This is a genomic window from Microbacterium sp., from assembly GCF_011620665.1.
Lineage (GTDB): Bacteria > Actinomycetota > Actinomycetes > Actinomycetales > Microbacteriaceae > Microbacterium.
Map to the genome: position 1 here is coordinate 61,481 of NZ_WOYQ01000069.1, position 19,377 is coordinate 80,857.

The window sequence follows — 19,377 nt, forward strand, 5'->3', positions numbered from 1 at the left end:
ACCGTCGTAGGCTCGTGGGCATGACACACGCACAGCGAACGCCGACACCGATCGATGCCATAGCCGAGGCCTGGGTCGACACCGTGGCCGAGTTCTCACCGGGGTTGGCGACCTACATCGGGCGCTTCGAGCACAACGACCGGCTCGACGATCTGTCGCCGGCCGGCGTCGAGCGGCGGCTCGACGCCGCGCGGGGGACGCTTGCGGACTTGCGGACCGCCGATCCGGTCGACCACGTCGACGTGGTGACGAAAGCGGATCTGTCGTCCGAGCTCGAGTTGGACATTGCGCTGCACGACGCGGGTTCGCACTTGCGAGACGTGAACGTGATCGCTTCACCCCCGCAGGATCTGCGCAGTGTCTTCGATCTCATGCCGACGGAGACGCTGGATGACTGGTCGATCATCGCGACCCGCTTGAAAGCCGTTCCGGGCGCGCTGCACGGGTACATCGCGACACTCCGTGAAGGCATTGCGTCGGGGGTCGTGCCGGCGCGCCGACAGGTGACCGAGGTCGCCATCCAGATCGCGCGCTACACCGCCGACAACGGCTTCTTCGCGTCGTTCGTCAGAGAAGCGTCGCCCGCGGACGGCCACCTGCCGGCCTCCCTCGCGCGTGAACTGTCCGACAATGCCAACGCCGCGCGTGTCGCCTATGACCAGCTCGCCACGTTCTTCAGCTCGGAACTCGCTCCGATGGCGTCGGAGAAGGATGCCGTCGGCCGCGACCTGTATGCGCTGCACTCCCGACGCTTCCTGGGCGCAACCATCGATCTGGACGAGACCTATGAGTGGGGCATCGAGGAGCTGGGACGCATGGTCGCCGAGCAGGAATCCGTCGCCCACGAGATCCGGGCCGGCGCGAGCGTCGAAGAGGCCGTGGCCTTCCTCGAAGCAGATGACGGCCGCAAGCTTCACGGGACCCACGCTCTCCGGGAGTGGATGCAGGCCACGAGTGATCGCGCAGTCGAAGAACTCGGCAAGACGCACTTCGACATCCCCGAGCCGATTCGCACTCTCGAGTGCATGATCGCGCCGACCAACGAGGGTGGCATCTACTACACCGGTCCGACCGACGACTTCTCGCGACCCGGACGCATGTGGTGGTCCGTTCCCGAGGGAGTCGACTCCTTCGACACGTGGCGCGAACTCACGACCGTCTATCATGAGGGCGTTCCCGGCCACCACCTGCAGATCGCGCAGGCCGTCTACAACCGTGCGGAGCTCAACTCGTGGCGGCGGCTGCTCGCCGGATCGAGCGGCCACGCGGAAGGGTGGGCGCTGTACGCCGAGCGCCTCATGGAACAGCTGGGATATCTCGATGACCCCGCTGACCGCCTTGGGATGCTCGATGGCCAGCGCATGCGCGCCGCCCGTGTCGTGCTCGACATCGGCGTGCATCTTCAGAAACCGCGCCTCGACGGCAGGGGCACGTGGGACGCGGACTATGCCCTGGCATTCATGCGTCGGAACGTCAATATGTCGGACGAGTTCATCCAATTCGAGGTCAATCGCTACCTCGGTTGGCCGGGCCAGGCGCCGTCCTACAAGGTCGGTCAGCGCATCTGGGAGCACATCCGCGACGAGGCCGCGGAGCGAGCGGGCGCCGACTTCGACATCAAGGATTTCCACAGGGCGGCGCTCGCAGTCGGGGGAGTCGGACTCGACACGCTGCGCATGGCTCTCGGACAATCCTGACCCGAACGGAATACCATCACGACACCCCAGTTAGATTCATTTGAATAGAAAGAGCGATCGATGACTTCTTCATTGCAGCTGGGACTGGACACGTTCGGCGACATCACGATCGACGAGGACGGTCACCGGGTCAGCGATGCCCGCGCCATCCGCGATACGGTCGAGCAAGCGGTTCTCGCCGACCACGTCGGGCTGCACTTCTTCGGTGTGGGGGAGCACCATCGTCCCGAGTTCGCGATTTCGAGCCCCGAGATCGTGCTCGCTGCCGCCGCGGCGCGCACGGAGCAGATTCGCCTCGGCACCGCAGTGACCGTACTCTCCAGCGACGATCCCGTTCGCGTCTACGAGCGTTTCGCCACTCTGGACGCTGTGTCTGCGGGGCGCGCGGAGGTCATCCTCGGGCGCGGGTCTTTCACCGAGTCATTCCCCCTTTTCGGCTACGACCTCTCCGACTACGAGGTGCTGTTCGAGGAGAAGCTCGATCTCTTCTCACAGCTGCTGCTCGAAAAGCCCGTGACGTGGCAGGGCACCACCCGACCCGGGCTGCGAAGCGCCGACGTGTACCCGAAGACCGAGAACGGCATCACCGCGTGGGTCGGGGTCGGCGGATCCCCGGAGTCGGTCGTCCGCACCGCTCGCTACGGCTACGGCATGCTGCTCGCCATCATCGGCGGCGCTCCGGCGCGTTTTCGTGCGTATGTCGATCTGTTCCACCGGTCGGTTGAGGAGTTCGGCCGTGCGCGGCTGCCGGTGGGCACACATTCTCCCGGTCACATCGCCGAGACCGACGAACAGGCCTGGGAAGAGTTGTACCCCGCGCTGGAGGCGAACCGCAACACAATCGGCGCCGAACGCGGATGGCCGCCGTACAGCAGGCTGCAGTTTCAGAACGACGTGGGCCCGCAAGGGGCCGTTTATGCGGGCTCGCCCGAGACCGTGGCCCGAAAGATCGCCGCGACCGTGTCGGCGTTGGGCGCCGACCGCTTCGACCTCAAGTACTCCAACGGAACACTCTCGCATTCCAGGATGATGCGCTCGATCGAGCTCTACGGCACACGCGTCGCGCCGCTGGTGGCTGACATGCTCGGAGGGAGCTGACCGACGCGTCGGGTCGTGCCTTACGCTGAAGCAGTGGATGCTGTGCGGTTCGTGGCCATCGGCGATTCCTTCACCGAGGGTGTCGGCGATGAGCGGGAGGACGGCACCGTGCGCGGGTGGGCAGACCTCGTCGCTCAAGGGTGGGCGGCGTCCCGCGGGAACCCCATTCAGTATGCGAACCTGGCGATCCGCGGCAAGCTCCTCCGGCCGATCATCGAGCAGCAGCTCGAGCCGGCGCTCGCGCTCAAGCCGACACACCTGTCGTTCAACGGTGGCGGAAACGACATGCTTCGGCTGCGCGCCTCGATCGAGGACCTTGCCGACGGCTTCACGCACGTGCTGCGCCGGTGCGACGAGGAGGGCGTTCGCCTGGTCCAGCTGTCTGGTGCCAATCCGTCGGGTCAGCTGCCGATGGGTCGCCTCATTCAACGGCGCGGCGACCTGATGTCAGCCGCGGTGAGTGAACGGATCGGGGACCGCACCGACGTCATACGCGCCCTGAACTGGCCGGATGACGTTCTGAGCGGCGCATCGTTCTGGTCAGAGGATCGGCTGCACATGAACAGCCGCGGACACCACCGCGTTGCCGCACGCGTACTCGACGCGCTGGGTGAACAAGCTCCGGACCCGTGGTGGTCACTGCCCGAGCTTCCGCACGCGCGTGAGCTCAGTCGCGGGGAGTACTTCCGAGAGCACCTCGGTCCATGGTTCCGTCGTCGCCTGACGGCTACCTCCACGGGGGACCTCCGCGAGCCGAAATCCGGCGGCCAGTGGGTGGACGTGCCCGCTTCCTGACGCTCCGCATGTTGACATAATGTGCATTATCGGCGGGAACGGGATTCGTCAAAGAAGCGCCACCAGCACGCCGCCCACTGCGCCCACGAGGACGACCGCCCAGGGCGGCAGCCGCCACGCCGTGAGGAGCACGAAGCACGCCGCCGCAAGAGAGAACTCCGCCGCACCCGTGACGGCCGTCGTGAAAACCGGCGCGTACAGCGCCGCTGCCAGAATGCCGACGACGGCGGCGTTCGCGCCGCGCATCGCCGCCTGCGCCCACGCCCGGCGACGGAATCCATTCCAGAAGGGCAGGATGCCGATAAGGAGAAGAAATCCTGGCAGGAAGACGGCGACCAACGCGATCACGGCGCCCCAGACGCCGCCCGGCCCGACGTCGGCGATCGCGCCGAGGTAGCCGGCGACGCTGAACAGGGGTCCCGGTATCGCCTGTGCCGCTCCGTACCCCGCGAGAAACTCGGCGCCCGTCACCCAGCCCGGGTCGACGAGGCCCGCCTGCAGCAGCGGAAGAACCACGTGGCCACCTCCGAACACGAGCGCGCCGGCGCGAGCGAAGACATCGAAGAGTGCGACGGCACCGTTCCCGGTTGCCGCCGCCAGGATCGGGCCGGCGACGAGCACGAGGGTCAGCAACGCCAGACTGGCCACGCCAACCCAACGCGCCACCGGGAAGCGGAGCATGTCGGGTTCCGGCACCACTTCCGAGCGGCACAGCAGCACACCGCCGATCACGCCGATCAGGATCGCCAGGATCTGCCCCGCAGATCCCGCCACCAGCGCTGCGGACACGAGTGCGACTACGGCGATCCCCGCACGACGGGCGTCGGGGGTCAGCGTGCGCGCCATTCCCCAGACCGCTTGAGCGACGATGGCAACCGCGACGATCTTCAGGCCCGACAGCATTCCCTCGCCGACCGGACCGGAAAGCAAAGCCCCACCGTACGCAAACGCGACCATGAGCACCGCCGACGGCAGCGTGAACGCCACGAAGGCGGCGACGGCGCCCCACGCACCGGCCCGCAGCAATCCCACGCCGAAGCCCACCTGACTCGACGCCGGTCCGGGCAAGAACTGCGACAACGCCACGAGGTCCGCGTAGTCACGGTCGTCCATCCACCCGCGACGTTCCACGAACTCGGTCCGGAAGTAGCCCAGATGCGCGACCGGTCCGCCGAACGAGGTCAGTCCGAGCCTCAGGAAGACACGGAAGACCTCCCCTACGCTGCTGCGCCCAGACGTTGTCGTCATCTGGCTCATTTCGGCCCTCTCCCGTTCGGATGCCGGCCACCCTATCCAGGCTGGATTACCGGCATCCGAACCGCCCGCTCTCGCTCCCTCCCCCGGCAACCACTCAATTCCACTCGAAAGACGAGTCCGAGCGATACTCTGAGGTGTCATCGTTGACAGGATTCTCTCAGAAAGGAACTCTCATGACTTCCGAACCCACCCTCGAGAAAGCCGCAACCAACGGCATCCGCACGGCGCTCGGCCTCGGCGGCGCGCTTTCAGTCGTCCTCGGCATCCTGATCCTGGTCTGGCCGGGAAAGACCGCCATGGTCGTTGCGGCGATCATCGCGATCTACGCGATCGTCGCGGGCCTCGTCTATGCCGCGCTCGGCGTCTTCTCTGCGACCAAGGGCGGGTGGTCGCGCATCGGCCACATCATCCTCGGCCTCCTCTTCGTCGCCGCGGGTATCATCGCGTTCACGAACCTGGGTGCCACGAAAGCCTGGCTCGCTGCGTTCATCGGCATCCTTGTCGGCATCATGTGGATCATTGAGGGCGTCGTCTCGCTCTCAACCCTGGGAGTCGCGCCCTCGAAGGGGTGGACGATCTTCTTTGCGCTCATTTCGCTCATCGCGGGTGTCAGCCTGCTCTTCTCACCCATCTGGGGCGCTGCCGTGCTGTGGTGGCTGCTCGGCATCTCGGCACTCGTCCTCGGAGTCATCCAGATCTTCCGGGCGTTCTCGTTCGGGAAGTAGTCCGCTCCCACGCAGAACGCCGCGGAGCTCGGCCCCGGGGGGGGTTCTGCGTGGGTTCACTCCGCGCCGAAGAAGCTGACGTCGCCGACCAGCCGAGTATGGTCCGTCGCGATCGGCTCGACGATGGCAAGGGCGACTTCGGCCGCGAACTCTGACACGTTGTAGAGCTTTCCGGCGGAATCACGGCGGGAAGCGATCGCGCCGGGATTTGCGCGCTCAAGAAGCGTCGCTGTGATCGTCCCCTCGATCATGTCTCCCGATACCACGACGAAATCGATTCCGCGTTCGGCGAGCTCGGGAATGCGGGCGCGAAGGGCGTCCTCCCCCGCGCGCTTCGACAGCGCCACGAGCTCATATTCGGGCATCGTGGGCGTCGTGCGGATGAAATGCGCCTGGTGGCTCGTGACGAAGACGACGCGCGAACCATCGTGCAGAAGCGGCAAGGCCGCGGACAGAACGCTCAGCTGCGCGTCGCGGTTCAGCGCGAGTGCGTAATCCTCCCCCATGCCGGACTCCATTCCGCCAGAAGCGTTCAAGACGAGGATGTCGAGCGTGCCGAAGGTCTCCGCGATCGCCTCCATCATCGCCGTGACCGAGCCCTCGTCTGTGAGGTCGGCGCCGACAACGAGGATCTCGACGCCCAGTGCGCCGAGTTCGGTCGCGAGCTTCTGGGCGCGTGGCGCCTTGTTCCGGTAGTTGATGACGACATTCGCACCGGCCTGGGCCAGATACCGCGCGGTGTCCGCTCCGATTCCGCGCGACGACCCGGTGACGAGGGCAGTCCGGCCGCTGAGTGTGCCGGCGGGGATGGGCTGAGACATGAAAAACTCCTGCGATGACGATGACGATGACGATGACGGATGCCGGCGTTCTCGCCAGATCCCTTCGACACTACCAACCGACCGCGAAGCCGTGCGGGCCATGCCCACGGCATCCCGGGGATGAAGTGTTATGGTTCGAGCAGGACCGATGAAGGGAGCGGACGTGCTGCCCGACCTCTCGCAATTCCTATGGATCGCCTGGCTTGTGCTGGCTCTGCTCTTCGTCATCGTCGAGTTGCTGACCCTCGAGTTCACGTTTCTCATGCTCGCCGCCGGCACTGCGATCGGCGGGCTCGGCGTGAATCTGCTCGGCGGACCCTGGTGGCTCCAGGTGCTGGCGGCGGCCATCGTGTCGGCGTTGCTGCTGTTCACCATCCGCCCCCTGCTGTTGCGGGTGCTGCATCGCTCGAGCACGCTGCAGCCCACCAACGTCGACGCGCTCTATGGAATGGGTGCCCGCGTCGTCGCGCCGTTCGTCGACGGGCGCGGCTCGGTGCGGCTCGACAACGGCGAGCAGTGGACCGCTCAGCTGGCCGGTGCCGAAGGTGACATCCCGATCGGCACCCGTGCCTTCGTCACCGCAGTGCGCGGCGCCACCGTCGAGGTCACGCCGGAAGCCGCGGGCAACCCCACCGAAAGGAGCGTCGGCGAATGATCGATGCCGCAGCCTTTGCCGGGCAGATTTTCATCATCGTGCTGCTCGTCGTCATCGCGATCTTCGTGATCGTGGTCATCTTCCGGTCGATTCGGATCATCCCGCAGGCCTACACCGGGGTCGTCGAGCGGCTGGGTCGATATCAGCGCACCCTCTCCCCCGGGTTGAACCTGCTGGTACCGTTCATCGACCGGCTCCGCCCGCTGGTCGACATGCGCGAGACGGTCGTCTCTTTCCCGCCGCAGCCGGTGATCACCGAGGACAACCTCGTCGTGTCGATCGACACCGTGGTGTACTTCCAGGTGACGGATGCCCGCGCGGCCACCTATGAGATCGCCAACTACCTGGGCGCCGTGGAGCAGCTGACCACCACGACCCTTCGCAACGTCGTCGGTGGCCTCAACCTCGAAGAAGCCCTCACGAGTCGCGACGAGATCAACGGCCAGCTCCGGCTGGTGCTGGACGAAGCAACAGGAAAATGGGGCATCCGGGTCTCGCGCGTCGAGCTGAAGGCGATCGATCCGCCGCACTCGATTCAGGATTCGATGGAGAAGCAGATGCGTGCCGAGCGTGATCGTCGCGCAGTGATCCTCACCGCCGAGGGCTCGAAGCAGTCGCAGATCCTCGAGGCCGAGGGGCGCCGCCAAGCCGACATTCTCCGCGCCGAGGGCGAGAAGCAGGCCGCCGTGCTGCGCGCACAGGGCGAGTCCGAAGCGATCAAGATGGTCTTCGATGCCATCCACGTGGGCCAGCCCGATGAGAAGCTGCTCGCCTACCAGTATCTGCAGACGCTGCCGAAAATCGCGGAGAGCTCATCGAGCAAGCTCTGGATCATCCCGAGCGAGCTGACCGAAGCCCTTCACGGCATCGCTGACGCCTTCGGGGGCCGCGTCCCCGGGTCCACTCCGCCTCCGCGCAGCGCCGGCAGTGACGAGGGGAGCGAAGCCGCAGAGGAGGCGGCAGCGGCCGCGCGGGAAGCCACCAGCGCAGCGGAGCAGATCTCGACGGTCCAGCACACGATTCCGGGCGGGCCTCGATCATCCCCGTGACGCATCCCTGGTTCGCGGCGTCCGCAGCCCCTCGCGTGCTCGCTCATCGCGGCTTCGTTCCCCTGGATGCGGAGGATGTCGTCGAGAACTCGATTGCCGCAGTCGCCGCCGCCCATGCCGCCGGGGCGAGCTACGTCGAGTCAGACTGTCACATCACGGCGGACGGAGTCGTGGTGCTGTTCCACGACGATGACCTCCGTCGCGTGGCGAATGACCCCCGCCCTGTCGCCGCCGTGACTCACGACGAGTTGCAGCGGATCATGGCGCATCGCGGGGGGCTCCTCACTGCCGCCGACGCGATGACAGCATTCCCGACCCTGCGGTTCAACCTCGACGTCAAAGCGGCCTCCGCCGCCGAATCGGTCGGTCGGATCGTCGCGCCTCACGCCGATCGCGTACTGCTGACCAGCTTCTCTGATGAACGCCGTCGCGCGGCTCTCGCCAGCGCGCGAGCGCGGGGTGGCGAACCGGCAACCTCGCCTGGGCGGTCGGGTGTGATGCGGGCGCTAGCGGCCTCGGCGACGGGGTCGACCTCACTCGTCCGTCGTGCGCTGAAAAACATCGATGCGCTTCAGCTGCCCGAGCGGCAGGGGCCGCTCCGGATCGTCTCGCAGCGCCTGCTGGATGCCGCTCACGCGGTCGGGGTGGAGATTCACGTGTGGACCGTCAACGATGCCGCGGACATGGACCGGCTGCTCGACCAGGGCGTCGACGGCCTCGTGACGGACCGAGCGGACCTGGCCCTCCGCGCAGTCGCAAGACGCGCATGAGCGACCATGCCCTTCGCCCCGCCGTGGCCTGAGCATCCCCTGTGAAAGCGCGACGATCGAGCCCCGTTCGGATGATGCGTACAGGTGAATTCGTTATACCTGACAACGACGAGAGGACCACACGATGGCAGATCGCAGCCTGCGCGGCATTCGACTCGGCGCTTCCAGCCTACAGAGCGAGGAAGGCGTCGTGTTTCATGAGCGCGCCAATCACACATATGTCTGCACGCAGTGCGGACGCGAGACCGTGATGACCTTCGCGGCTGACGCCGAACTTCCGGAGGCATGGGAATGCCGCACCTGTGGCGCCGAGGCCGTCCTCCGCGTCGGTGACGGCGTGGTCGAGATCGATCATTCCGGCGACAAGGTTGCTCGCACCCACTGGGACATGCTGCTCGAACGTCGCACGGTTCACGAGCTGGAAGAACTTCTTGAAGAGCGCCTCGCGCTGCTGCGTGAGCGGCGCGGTGCGGACACGTCTCGGCTGAGCGCCTGATCTCACGCCGCTGAGTCGACGCCGGCTCCCTGCCCTCCGGGCTCGGGAGCCGGCGTCTTCGGCGTCCGCACACCACGTCGGACGAGCACACCGAGCGCCGCGAGAGCGGTGACACTCCCCCAGCCCAGGATGCTCTGGACCGCCTCCCCCGCCACGACAGCGGGCGTGAGACCGGTCCGCAGCGGCACGTCGGTGACCATCGCGCCCGGCGCATCGGCCGGCAGCGCGTCCAGCGTGGACCCATCTGCATCGATGACCTGACTCGTGCCGACGGTCGAGAGGTTGACGACCGCTCGACCCGTCTCGATGGCGCGCATCCGGGCGAACGCAAGCTGCTGCAGATTCTCGTCGGTCCCGCGGAAGTCGGCGTTGTTCGTCTGGAACATGAACACTTCCGCCCCGGCCTGAGCGCCCTCTCGGATCACGTCGTCATAAATGACGTCGAAACAGATTGCGAGTCCGATCCCGACACCGTCGACATCGAAGAAGGGAGCGGCCGTGCCCGGAGTGAACTCGCGCTGAATCAGCCCGATCAGGTCGGGGGCGAGCAACATGAAGAAGTCTCGGTTCGGCACGTACTCCCCAAACGGCACGGGATGCCGCTTGTCATAGGTGCGGACGGGGTTTTCCTCGTCATCCCCGCTCCATAGCAATGAGGAATTGAAGTACTGGTCCCCCCGCGCGGTGACCGCGCCGATCAGTAGCGGCGCCTCGATCCGCTCGGAGAGGTCGTCGAGTGCGTTCGCCACGGACGCATTCGTCGTCGGGTCGGCGTCGACGCTGCCCTCGGGCCAGAGGAGCACGTCGACGCCCGCGTCCACAATCGGCTCTGTGGCCTCCACTTGGGCGCGGAAGACGTCGTACGCCTCCCGCTCGTCGAAATACCCTGCGGGACCGTTCCCCTGCACCGCGCCGACGCGAAGCGAACCCGCATCCGTTGTCGGAAACTGCGGCACCGCGAACAGCAGAACGAGGAGCCCGACAGTGGGCGCAAGCGCCCACACCCGTCGAAGCTGACCGAGACGCACCCATTCGATACCGGCGGCGCAGGCCGCGACGATGAGAAAGGAAAGCCCGCTCATTCCCGTCCACGACGTGACCTCTGCCAGCGGAGAACTCGCCTGAGTCACCGCCACGCGCGCCCACGGGAATCCGCCGTACGGGAACGTGCCGAGAAGCTCCTCGCGTGCCACCCACAGCGACGCGACAAGCGCGGGAAGTGCGACGAGCCGTCCCCACGTTTTCGGGGCGAAGCGCGGCATCCATCGATATGCGAGAGCGATCGGCACAGCCGCAGCGGCCGTCAACGCCGCTTCGAGCGCGGACAGCGCGATCCATGGAATCGGGCCCAGGTAGCGCGCCGTGAACCCCAGGTTGACGAAGAAGAGGCCAGCGCCGAAGAGAAAACCGACGAGCACGGCGCCCCACACCCGTCGACCGATCAGGCTCACGAGGGCGAGCGGCACCGCGACGAAGACCACGGGCCACCAGGACAGGGCGGGGAATGCCAGAGTGAGAATCAGCCCGCCGGCGAGGGCGGCGAGCGATGCGGCCCACAGTGGCAGCACGGGTCGCGAGCGTTCGGGCACCCCCCGAGCATAACCGCGGCGACGGAGACGTTCCGTCTCGTCGCGCGAGCGTTCCGTCCACCCACTCACACCGACGCGTAGGCAACGATTCCGCGACGGATGGCATCGAGCGCCTTGCGCGCGATCGTCGCGACCGGCGGGTTCGCGACGATCGAGAGCTGATCGAGCAGGTCGATCGTCTGTTTCGTCCAGCGGACGAAGTCTCCCGCGGCCAGATCCGCCTGATCGAGAACGCGATCGAGCGTGCCGCCCCGCGCCCACGCATACATCGCGGCGGCCAGTCCGGTCGCGACGGGAGCAGAACCGGGAAGACGGTTTCCCTGCTCGAGATCGTCGAGGCGGGCCCAGAGCTCCTCCGTCGCGTTCAGGGCTGCCCGGAACGGTCCCCGTGGCAGCCCATGTTCCCCGGTACCGCTCTCATCGCGACGCGGCTCGTAGACGAGGCAGCAGGCGAGCGCGGCCATGCCCGCGGGGTCGAGCTCGGTCCAGATTCCCGTGCGCAGCGACTCGGCCACGAGCAGGTCGCGTTCGCCGTAGATGCGCTTCATCGTCGCGCCGGCAGGCGTCAGGCTGGTGGCGCCGCCCGAGTCGACCGCAACGTAATCCAGCGCCGAAAGCACATCAACGACCTGATCGAAGATGCGGGCGACGGTGCCTGTGCGCGCGTCGATCTGCTGGCGCAGCTTGTCAGTCTGCCTGCGCAGTTTCCAGTACCGCTCGGCCCACCGAGCGTGGGTCTCACGATCCGGGCAGCTGTTGCACGGATGCCGTTGCAGTCGGCGCCGGAGCGTCTCGAGCTGCTCCTGCCGTTGCCTGCGGAGGTGCGCCGGCGCCGAACGATCGCCCTTGCGCTCCAGATCGGACAGTTCACGCCGCATCCGCGCGAAGTCGGCGTAGTCACCCCGATCGCACGTCATCGCCTTCTCGTACCCGGCGAGGGAGTCCTCGGCATCCTTCACTTGGCGCGCCAGACCCACGACGGCGCGGTCGGCCTGGAACTGCGCAAAGGAGGACTCCAGGATCTCACGTGCCCGCGGGCGACCGAACCGGTCGATGAGATTCACCGCCATGTTGTACGTCGGCCGAAAGCTCGAGTTCAGCGGGTATGTGCGCCGAGACGCCAGCGCCGCGACCGCCTGTGGATCGAGGGCTTCCGTCCACTGGATGACCGCGTGTCCCTCCACGTCGATGCCGCGCCGCCCGGCACGCCCCGTCAGCTGCGTGTACTCGCCTGAAGTGATGGCCACACGCGCCTCGCCGTTGAACTTCTCGAGCTTCTCGAGCACGACGGTCCGCGCGGGCATGTTGATGCCGAGCGCGAGGGTCTCGGTCGCGAACACGGCTTTCACGAGCTTGCGCCGGAAGAGCTCCTCGACGACCTCCTTGAACGCCGGCAAGAGTCCCGCGTGATGCGCGGCGATGCCCCGCTCCAGGTTCTCTCGCCATTCCCAGTAGCCGAGGACGACGAGATCTTCGTCCTCCAGCGTACGCGTGCGCTCATCGACGATCTGGCGGATCTCGTCCCGCTCCTCGCGGCTGGTCAATCGCACACCCGCGCGACGGACCTGCTGGACGGCGGCATCGCAGCCGACGCGGCTGAAGACGAAGAAGATCGCCGGCAGAAGATTGGCGCGCGCGAGGAGCTCGACAACTTCGGGGCGATCCAACCGCTCGAGTCTGTGGATGGTGGCCGAACGCACCGGGCGCTGCCCGCCGCGATGCGTCCTCTTCCGCGGCGAGGTGTTCCCGCCGTGCGGGCGCGCCTCGATTGCGCGCCGGTCGGTGTCGACGTTGGCCCCGGTGGGCGATCGCAGGCGCATGAGCTCCTGGTTCACCAGGGCGGTGGCGACCCCCGCCCGGTCGTCGAAGAGCGGCAGCAGATCGCCGCGCACGAGCACGTGCTGTTCGAGCGGGACGGGCCGTGTCTCGGACACGATGACCTCGGTCTCGCCGCGCACCGTGTCGAGCCAGTCGCCGAACTCCTCCGCGTTGGATACGGTCGCAGACAAGGACACCAGTCGCACCGGAGGCGGCAGGTGGATGATGACTTCCTCCCACACGGCCCCGCGAAAACGGTCGGCGAGGTAGTGGACTTCGTCCATCACCACGAAGCGCAGACCGTGTAGCGCCGGCGAAGCGGCGTAGAGCATGTTTCGCAGCACCTCGGTCGTCATCACGACCACACGCGCGTTGCCGTTGATGTTGGTGTCGCCGGTGAGCAGACCCACCTCAGACTCTCCGTATACGGCCTGAAGCTCGCGGAACTTCTGATTGGACAGTGCCTTCATCGGTGTCGTATAGAAGGCTTTGTCGCCAGGCTGGAGCATCGCCAGATGAATGGCGAACTCACCGACGATGGTCTTGCCGGCGCCGGTGGGCGCGGCCACGAGAACACTGCGGTCGTCTTCGAGCGCGTGACAACCCGCGACCTGAAACGGGTCGAGCTCGAACCGCTGAGCCTCCGCGAACGCGGCCGTGAGCGGATGCGTGCGAGTCGCCTCGGCCCGCGCGAAGCTCACGGCAGGGTCGCTCACACGCCGCCGCCGAGTGCTGCGGCCGTACGTTTCGCCCTGCGCCGGTCGAAGAGCATCGACAGGCCAGCGGCCGCGAAGAAGAGGACGATCAAGATACCCGCGAGGATCAGCATGCTGACGATGTCGGCAGCGGGGGTGGCGAGGCCCGCGAAGACGACGGTCGCGAGTATCGCGACCCTCCATCCTTTGAGGATCGCCATACCGCTCATCACGCCGGCGAGGTTGAGCGCCACCAGGAACACCGGCAGGACGAACGAGATACCCACGACGATCAAGAGCTTGAAGACGAAATCGTAGTAGTACTTCGCCTCATACAGGTTCGCTGCGCCGTCTGCCGAGAACGTGGCCATGATCTCGACGATGTGTGGCATGACCCACCAGCCGACGAAGCAGCCGGCGAAGAACAGCGGCACCGCCGCCGCGACGAATCCGATCGTGTAGCGGATCTCCTTGCGCGTGAGTCCGGGCATCAGGAAGGCCCAGATCTGCCACAGCCACACGGGCGCAGACAGGATGATGCCCACGACGAAGGCGATGCGCAGACGCATGTCGAACGGACCGGTGATCGTCGAGTACATCAATCGGACGATCGCATCGGGATCTTCGCCGCGCTGTTCGGCGACGATGCGGATCGGCTCGGTCATCGCCCAGATGATCCAGTCGGTGAGCAGGAAGGCGACGACCATCGCCACGACGAGCGCGATAGCGCCGATCACGAACCTGCGACGCAACTCCACGAGGTGCGCACCGAGCGTCATCCGCTTGTCTCTAGGGGGGCCGCTGTTCGGTCCCTCCTTCGCCGTGAGTGGCTGCTCGGCCGTGGCCACGAGCCGCTAGGGCTTGGCTGCTTCGGGCGCCGAAGCGCCGGTTCCCACCGGCGGAACGGCCGGAGAAGGCACCTCGGTGGCGACCGACGACGTCACACCGGCGACGGCAGGATCTGCGGGCACGTCGTCGTCTTTCATGGCCTTGATCTCACCCTTGAAGATCCGGGCCGACTGTCCCATGCTCTTGGCGAGCGCCGGGAGCTTGGCCGCCCCGAACAGCAGCAGGATGACGATCAGCACGACCCACAGGTGCGGACCGGCGAACAGATTGCCCATTGCATCCTCATTTCACGGTGTCAGGTAGAGAGCGCAAGAACACTCTACCTCGCGCGCCCGCGCATGGGTTCAGCGATACTGGGCGAGCCCCGCTTCGGCCCAGCCCGCGGCCGACTGCCGCGCCGCCCGCGGCGCGATGATCTCGAGCTCACCCCCCAGCCGGGTCGCGACTCGCTTGAGACTGCGCGCGTCGCCGACCCGCACCCGCGCGGTCTCGAAGTCCGAGTCGACCCGGACCGTGTCGACCGCGACGTAGTCCGCGAGCAGCGGCGCCGCCGATGTGCGATATCGGATGTCGGCGACCACATCCGAATCACCCGGCTCGAAGAGGTCGGGCACTGCTTCTTCGGCGTGCGTGACGGCGATCTGCGTGAGGCGTACATCGCTGACCCGGTCGAGGTGGAAGGTCCGCATCGCCGATCTGAGGTGGCACCAGCCCTGCAGGTACCACTGGCCGCTCGCGATGTGCACTTTCACGGGGTCGACCGTGCGCGTCGTGGCGGGAGAATCGGGAGCCTTGTAGGTGAATGAGAGCGCAACCCGCGCACGGAGTGCCGCCGCAACCGCCTCTCGCACGTCGTCGACGCCGTCCGGCGCCACGATGAGTTCGGCCGGCGCACTGGACGCGCCGCGTGCGAGCTTGGAGAGGAGTCCCCGGACGATGCCGCTGTCACCGACGCCGGGAAGGGACGCGGCCAGCTGGAGACCGGCCAGGAGTGCCGCCGCCTCTCGCGCGGTCAGGCGAGGCGAGCGCTCCAGACCCACGGCGTTGGTGATGACGATGAGGTCCCGTTCGTCCAGGAGATCCCAGTCGATGTCGAAAAGGTCGTTCGCCATCTGCCAGAATCCGCTCTCGCCGGGCAGACCGATGACGGTGAGCTTCTCCACCATCCCCCGCATCTCATCCGGAGTGACGTCGAACGCGTCAGCCGCCTCGGCGAGTGAGACCTCGCCCTTCCCGATCAAATACGGTACGAGCTGCAGAATCAGCGCTGCGCGGTCCGTGGCCAGCAGTGGTCGTGTGCTCACGCGGTGCGCTCCTGGTCGGAGTGGATCGCGAGGGCGCGCTCAAGGCGGGCGATGACTTCGTCGCGCAGCACATCGGGCTCGACGACGCGGACCTCGGGACCGTACGAGGCCAGTTCGTCGGCGAAGACGTGCACGTCAACGTAGGGCACGCGGATGCCCTGATCGGCCTGCTGTGCGCGGCGGCTCAAGCGCAGCGCAGCCTCGGTACCCGGCTCGACCTCCAGCAGCGCGAGTTGACGGGCAGCAAGATCAGTCAGGCCGAGTAGCGCCCGCTCGCCCGCGCCATCGCGGAGGGCGAGGTCGAATGTTGCGCGCGTCACGCGCACATCGGACACGATCCGAGCCAACAAGAACGTCCGCGGCTGATCGTGCGCGAGGTCTATGCCGTACACGTGCCACCTCGCCTCGTACTCCAGCAGCGCGAGGGGCTGGATGAGGCGGAGGGTAGCGGCATCCTCCCCCGCCTTCAGGTACGAGAACTCGACGACGCGGCCTTGCTCGATCGCCCGTTGCAGCGGGACGAACGAGGGCGCCCGGAGGTTGATGTGCGGCGAGTAGCCGATGATGGGCGCGTCGACGTCGATTCCGAGCGCCCGGATCTTGCGCAGTCCGCTGCGTGCGTCGGCCGACATCGAGCTCTCGCTCCAGACACCCCCGGCGAGGTTCAGCACCGCTATCTCCGCAGAGCTGAAGCTGATGTCAGCGGGCAGCTCGTACTCGGCCGTGGGAATCCGATAACGCGCGTCACGGAGGTCGTCCGGATCGGTGTAGTCGCCGATCGTCTCGATCGGGATGCCGAGGCCGCGGAGGTTCTCCTTATCGCGCTCGAACATCTTCTCGAGGGCATCCTTGGATGCCCCCGTTTCGCTCTGCTCGCGATACCCGGCGACCGAGGCCAGGATCGTGCCTTTCGTCAGCCCCTGTTCTGTCGCCATGAGCGCGACCACCAGGTTGACAAGCCGCTCCTCAGGGGCGATACGCGTCGATTCCTGGGCCACGCGACCATCCTAGGCGGCGGGGTGAGGGGCGCACTCTGCGACGCGGCGATCAGGAGGCCGTCGGCGGGTCCACTCCGAGGATGTCGATCACGAAGACGAGTGTCGAGCCGGCCGGGATCGCGCCCGCAGGCTGGTCACCGTAACCGAGCTCCGGGGGAATCACCACGAGAATCTGCGACCCGACGGTCTGCTCATCAAGCGCCCGAGCGAATCCGTCGATGACGCCGCCCAGGGTGACTGCGGACGACGCGCCCCGCTCCCACGTCGAGTCGAAGACCGCGCGGTCGGCCCACGTGACGCCGGTGTAGTGGATGCGAATGGAGTCATCGGCGGTGACCACCTCTCCTTCGCCCTTCTTGAGCACCTCTACGACGAGATCCGACGGCGGCGGAGCGTCAGGGACGATGATTCCCGGCGTGCCGTTCGGTGCCAGCACCACGGACGGCATGCCGCTGCGGTCGTTGTACGCCGGCACGCCGTTCGCTGCGGCGAGATACACCTTCTGGAGATCCATCACGACGACCGCGGATGAACCCTCGGCAAGACGGAGGTTCGACGCCGCGGCCTCCGAAAGATCTGATGCCGGGATCGCGCCGACGATGCGCGAACCCTCCGTGGCGCACATCATCATCTTGCCGAAACCGGCGTAGTCCGTCACCCACTGCGACAGCGGCAGGACCTGCGTGCCCGACGTCAGGATGGTCTCTCCCGTCGCGCCGTTCGCGATGGCCACGGTGAAGACGACATCCTGCGATTCGGAGGTGACGGCCGTCCCCTCGCCGACCGTTTCGTCGGTGAAGACGGTGTGGTCGACATAGACCGGAGAGCTCACCTGCACGGCGGGCGCGCCGGCGGCGCCGGACACATCGAGAAGATCGAGGACCGAGGAATCGTTGCTAGGCCGTTCACATGACGCCGCAGGGGCCGCGGCGGAGCAGCCGACGAGAGCCAGCGCGGTCAGGCCGACGATGGCGAGGGCAGCAGGGATCCGGAGCACCGGATCAGTCTACGACGTCGTCGGGATCGACACCGGTCGCCGCCAGACGGGCACCGTCGGCCGCGCGCTGGGCTTCGCGCACCCGCTTACGGAGATTCTTGTCCGTGATCTGGCGGTCGCCGACGGCCCCAGGGGTCCATGCGTCGACGTCGATGTCGGAATAGGTCGGCTTCTTCAGCGCGCGTTTGCGGACGTCTGGCGCAACGACGCCCGGAGCGAGACGCCGTGCCGTCAGGAGGAAACCGGTGTGCCCGATCATGCGGTGATCGGGGCGGACGGCAAGACCCTCGACGTGCCAGCCGCGGATCATCGTTTCTGTGGCTTCGGGCTCCGTGAACAAGCCTGTCGCCCGCAAGTACTCGGCGACGCGGCTGAGCTGCGTCGCCGTGGCGATGTAGCAGAGCACGACCCCACCGGGCGTCAGTGCCTCAGCGACGACATCGATGCACTCCCACGGTGCCAGCATGTCGAGCACGACCCGGTCCACCGATGCCGGCTCCACCTCGCGCGGCAGCGCCTCGGCCAGGTCTCCCACCGCCACCCGCCACGTCTCCGGCTCGTGTCCCAGAAAAGTCTCGACATTCGCCCGCGCCACTTCGGCGAACTCCGCGCGGCGCTCGAAGGAGATCAGCTGCCCGGAGGCCCCGATTGCACGCAGGAGCCAGAGAGACAGTGCGCCCGACCCGACCCCGGCCTCAACGACGGTGGCCCCCGGAAAGATGTCGGCCGACGCGAGGATCTGTGCGGCATCCTTCGGGTAGACGATCGCCGCTCCGCGCGGCATCGACATCACGAAGTCGCGCAGCAACGGGCGCAGTGCGAGGTACTCGTGTCCCCCGCTGTTCGTATGCACCGAACCGTCGGGCTGGCCGAAGAGCGCATCGTGCTTCAGCACTCCGTGATGAGTGTGCAGTGCGCCGCCCTCACGGAGCGTGATGGTGTGCAGGCGGCCTTTCGGGCCGGTCAGCTGAACCCGGTCCCCCCATCGGAACGGACCACTGGGTCGCAGATCGGTGTTCATGCGCGGCCTCCGTCGCGGTGGGTGTTCGCGTGAGCGTGGAACTCCGCGAGGTCCTGGGGCGTGCGTCCCGCGAGGGTTGCCCAAAGGGTTGCCCCGGTGCCGACGAGCGACACCAAGAGCGGAACGCCGATCGTCGGGATGCCGGCCGCCACCGCCGCAGCCACGCCCGTCGGCGAGTCTTCGATCGCGACGGCGTCAGCCGGAGCGACTCCGAGCGCCGCGCACGCCTGGAGGTATGGATCGGGATGAGGCTTGGGACGCGTGGCCTCATCACCCGACACGATGACGTCGAAGGAGTCCGGATCCAGTCCCGACACCACCAATTCCGCCATCCGGCGCAGCGACATCGTGACCAGGGCAGTGGGGACGCCGGCCGCACGCAGTTCGCCGAGGAGCTTCGCCGCACCGGGCCGCAGGGGATTGCCTCGCTCCACCAGCTGGTTCATAACCTGCTCGGTCAGGTGGTCGACGATGCCGGTCACGCTCAGGCGCACGCCGGCATCCTGGAGGATGGCGGCCGAGGCTTCCAGGCCACTGCCCACGAGAGTCAACGCCTGCTCGTGGGTCCAAATACCGCCGAAGCGCTCGACCAGCGCTGTCTCGGCGTTCATCCAGTAGGCCTCGGTATCCACCAGGGTGCCGTCCATATCCCACAAAACGGCGGCAGGGAGCGAAGAGGTCATCGGTCCATGCTATCGACGGCGGCTCCGAGCCCCCTGCGTGCAGACCCGCGCGGAGACGCT

Annotated in this window: 19 protein-coding genes; 8 read left to right on the forward strand and 11 right to left on the reverse strand. The window is 67.0% G+C overall.

Annotated elements, in window-relative coordinates; all coding sequences use genetic code 11:
- The first annotated feature begins 20 nt into the window (after positions 1–20).
- From QZV81_RS08805 to QZV81_RS08815, 3 genes are read left to right on the forward strand one after another with little or no spacing between them, the layout of a single operon-like run.
- A complete protein-coding gene (locus QZV81_RS08805; RefSeq protein ID WP_292835904.1) occupies positions 21–1,697 on the forward strand; it encodes a DUF885 domain-containing protein in 1,677 nt (558 codons plus the stop codon).
- A gap of 60 nt (positions 1,698–1,757) precedes the next feature.
- Positions 1,758–2,795 (forward strand): LLM class flavin-dependent oxidoreductase, encoded by a 1,038-nt coding sequence (locus QZV81_RS08810; RefSeq protein ID WP_292835906.1) that lies wholly within the window; start codon positions 1,758–1,760, stop codon positions 2,793–2,795.
- 33 nt (positions 2,796–2,828) lie between these two features.
- Positions 2,829–3,590, forward strand: a complete 762-nt coding sequence (locus tag QZV81_RS08815) for an SGNH/GDSL hydrolase family protein (RefSeq protein ID WP_292835908.1) — start codon at positions 2,829–2,831, stop codon at positions 3,588–3,590.
- A 48-nt stretch (positions 3,591–3,638) separates the two neighbouring features.
- Here QZV81_RS08815 and chrA read toward each other — a convergent pair whose 3' ends face one another.
- Positions 3,639–4,838, reverse strand: a complete 1,200-nt coding sequence (gene chrA, locus QZV81_RS08820; protein WP_292835911.1) for a chromate efflux transporter — start codon at positions 4,836–4,838, stop codon at positions 3,639–3,641.
- A gap of 182 nt (positions 4,839–5,020) precedes the next feature.
- On the opposite strand from chrA, the gene QZV81_RS08825 reads away from it, so the two are divergent.
- Positions 5,021–5,572: a DUF308 domain-containing protein gene (locus QZV81_RS08825; RefSeq protein ID WP_292835914.1), complete on the forward strand. Its 552-nt coding sequence runs from the start codon at positions 5,021–5,023 to the stop codon at positions 5,570–5,572.
- Between the two features lie 56 nt (positions 5,573–5,628).
- Here QZV81_RS08825 and QZV81_RS08830 read toward each other — a convergent pair whose 3' ends face one another.
- The gene (locus QZV81_RS08830) at positions 5,629–6,393 is read right to left on the reverse strand and encodes an SDR family oxidoreductase (protein WP_292835917.1); all 765 of its coding nucleotides are present in this window, start codon (positions 6,391–6,393) and stop codon (positions 5,629–5,631) included.
- A gap of 148 nt (positions 6,394–6,541) precedes the next feature.
- On the opposite strand from QZV81_RS08830, the gene QZV81_RS08835 reads away from it, so the two are divergent.
- From QZV81_RS08835 to QZV81_RS08850, 4 genes are all read left to right on the forward strand, one after another.
- Positions 6,542–7,048 (forward strand): NfeD family protein, encoded by a 507-nt coding sequence (locus QZV81_RS08835; RefSeq protein WP_292835920.1) that lies wholly within the window; start codon positions 6,542–6,544, stop codon positions 7,046–7,048.
- Complete coding sequence (locus QZV81_RS08840) at positions 7,045–8,097, forward strand: SPFH domain-containing protein (protein ID WP_292835923.1); 1,053 nt, start codon at positions 7,045–7,047, stop codon at positions 8,095–8,097. Before QZV81_RS08835 ends, QZV81_RS08840 begins: the two co-directional genes overlap by 4 nt.
- Positions 8,094–8,867, forward strand: a complete 774-nt coding sequence (locus QZV81_RS08845; protein ID WP_292835926.1) for a glycerophosphodiester phosphodiesterase family protein — start codon at positions 8,094–8,096, stop codon at positions 8,865–8,867. Before QZV81_RS08840 ends, QZV81_RS08845 begins: the two co-directional genes overlap by 4 nt.
- 124 nt (positions 8,868–8,991) lie before the next feature.
- Positions 8,992–9,363, forward strand: a complete 372-nt coding sequence (locus tag QZV81_RS08850) for an RNA polymerase-binding protein RbpA (RefSeq protein ID WP_292835929.1) — start codon at positions 8,992–8,994, stop codon at positions 9,361–9,363.
- A 2-nt stretch (positions 9,364–9,365) separates the two neighbouring features.
- Here the strand turns inward: QZV81_RS08850 and lnt are convergent, their stop codons facing one another.
- From lnt to QZV81_RS08895, 9 genes are all read right to left on the reverse strand, one after another.
- Positions 9,366–10,952, reverse strand: a complete 1,587-nt coding sequence (gene lnt / locus QZV81_RS08855) for an apolipoprotein N-acyltransferase (RefSeq protein WP_292835932.1) — start codon at positions 10,950–10,952, stop codon at positions 9,366–9,368.
- A 65-nt stretch (positions 10,953–11,017) separates the two neighbouring features.
- Complete coding sequence (locus QZV81_RS08860; protein ID WP_292835936.1) at positions 11,018–13,486, reverse strand: DEAD/DEAH box helicase; 2,469 nt, start codon at positions 13,484–13,486, stop codon at positions 11,018–11,020.
- A complete protein-coding gene (gene tatC / locus QZV81_RS08865) occupies positions 13,483–14,244 on the reverse strand; it encodes a twin-arginine translocase subunit TatC (RefSeq protein WP_292835939.1) in 762 nt (253 codons plus the stop codon). The genes QZV81_RS08860 and tatC overlap by 4 nt, the downstream gene beginning before the upstream one ends.
- A 75-nt stretch (positions 14,245–14,319) precedes the next feature.
- A complete protein-coding gene (locus QZV81_RS08870) occupies positions 14,320–14,589 on the reverse strand; it encodes a twin-arginine translocase TatA/TatE family subunit (protein ID WP_292835942.1) in 270 nt (89 codons plus the stop codon).
- Positions 14,590–14,658: 69 nt separating this feature from the next.
- Positions 14,659–15,618 (reverse strand): WYL domain-containing protein, encoded by a 960-nt coding sequence (locus QZV81_RS08875; RefSeq protein ID WP_292835945.1) that lies wholly within the window; start codon positions 15,616–15,618, stop codon positions 14,659–14,661.
- Complete coding sequence (locus QZV81_RS08880; protein ID WP_292835948.1) at positions 15,615–16,616, reverse strand: WYL domain-containing protein; 1,002 nt, start codon at positions 16,614–16,616, stop codon at positions 15,615–15,617. The genes QZV81_RS08875 and QZV81_RS08880 overlap by 4 nt, the downstream gene beginning before the upstream one ends.
- Positions 16,617–16,665: 49 nt before the next feature.
- Positions 16,666–17,613 (reverse strand): FKBP-type peptidyl-prolyl cis-trans isomerase, encoded by a 948-nt coding sequence (locus tag QZV81_RS08885; RefSeq protein ID WP_292835950.1) that lies wholly within the window; start codon positions 17,611–17,613, stop codon positions 16,666–16,668.
- A gap of 4 nt (positions 17,614–17,617) precedes the next feature.
- Positions 17,618–18,634, reverse strand: a complete 1,017-nt coding sequence (locus tag QZV81_RS08890; RefSeq protein WP_292835953.1) for a tRNA (adenine-N1)-methyltransferase — start codon at positions 18,632–18,634, stop codon at positions 17,618–17,620.
- On the reverse strand, positions 18,631–19,317 hold the full coding sequence (locus tag QZV81_RS08895) for an HAD family hydrolase (protein WP_292835956.1): 687 nt from the start codon (positions 19,315–19,317) through the stop codon (positions 18,631–18,633). Before QZV81_RS08895 ends, QZV81_RS08890 begins: the two co-directional genes overlap by 4 nt.
- Positions 19,318–19,377: the final 60 nt, after the last annotated feature.

What these genes read in the sequence shown, in the direction of transcription:
- QZV81_RS08825 (WP_292835914.1), top strand. Translation starts at nt 5,021, where the DNA reads ATGACTTCCGAACCCACCCTCGAGAAAGCCGCAACCAACGGCATCCGC.
- QZV81_RS08890 (WP_292835953.1), bottom strand. Translation starts at nt 18,634, where the DNA reads ATGAACACCGATCTGCGACCCAGTGGTCCGTTCCGATGGGGGGACCGG.
- QZV81_RS08810 (WP_292835906.1), top strand. Translation starts at nt 1,758, where the DNA reads ATGACTTCTTCATTGCAGCTGGGACTGGACACGTTCGGCGACATCACG.
- QZV81_RS08895 (WP_292835956.1), bottom strand. Translation starts at nt 19,317, where the DNA reads ATGACCTCTTCGCTCCCTGCCGCCGTTTTGTGGGATATGGACGGCACC.
- chrA (WP_292835911.1), bottom strand. Translation starts at nt 4,838, where the DNA reads ATGACGACAACGTCTGGGCGCAGCAGCGTAGGGGAGGTCTTCCGTGTC.
- QZV81_RS08830 (WP_292835917.1), bottom strand. Translation starts at nt 6,393, where the DNA reads ATGTCTCAGCCCATCCCCGCCGGCACACTCAGCGGCCGGACTGCCCTC.
- QZV81_RS08850 (WP_292835929.1), top strand. Translation starts at nt 8,992, where the DNA reads ATGGCAGATCGCAGCCTGCGCGGCATTCGACTCGGCGCTTCCAGCCTA.
- QZV81_RS08805 (WP_292835904.1), top strand. Translation starts at nt 21, where the DNA reads ATGACACACGCACAGCGAACGCCGACACCGATCGATGCCATAGCCGAG.
- QZV81_RS08835 (WP_292835920.1), top strand. Translation starts at nt 6,542, where the DNA reads ATGAAGGGAGCGGACGTGCTGCCCGACCTCTCGCAATTCCTATGGATC.
- QZV81_RS08840 (WP_292835923.1), top strand. Translation starts at nt 7,045, where the DNA reads ATGATCGATGCCGCAGCCTTTGCCGGGCAGATTTTCATCATCGTGCTG.
- tatC (WP_292835939.1), bottom strand. Translation starts at nt 14,244, where the DNA reads ATGACGCTCGGTGCGCACCTCGTGGAGTTGCGTCGCAGGTTCGTGATC.
- QZV81_RS08870 (WP_292835942.1), bottom strand. Translation starts at nt 14,589, where the DNA reads ATGGGCAATCTGTTCGCCGGTCCGCACCTGTGGGTCGTGCTGATCGTC.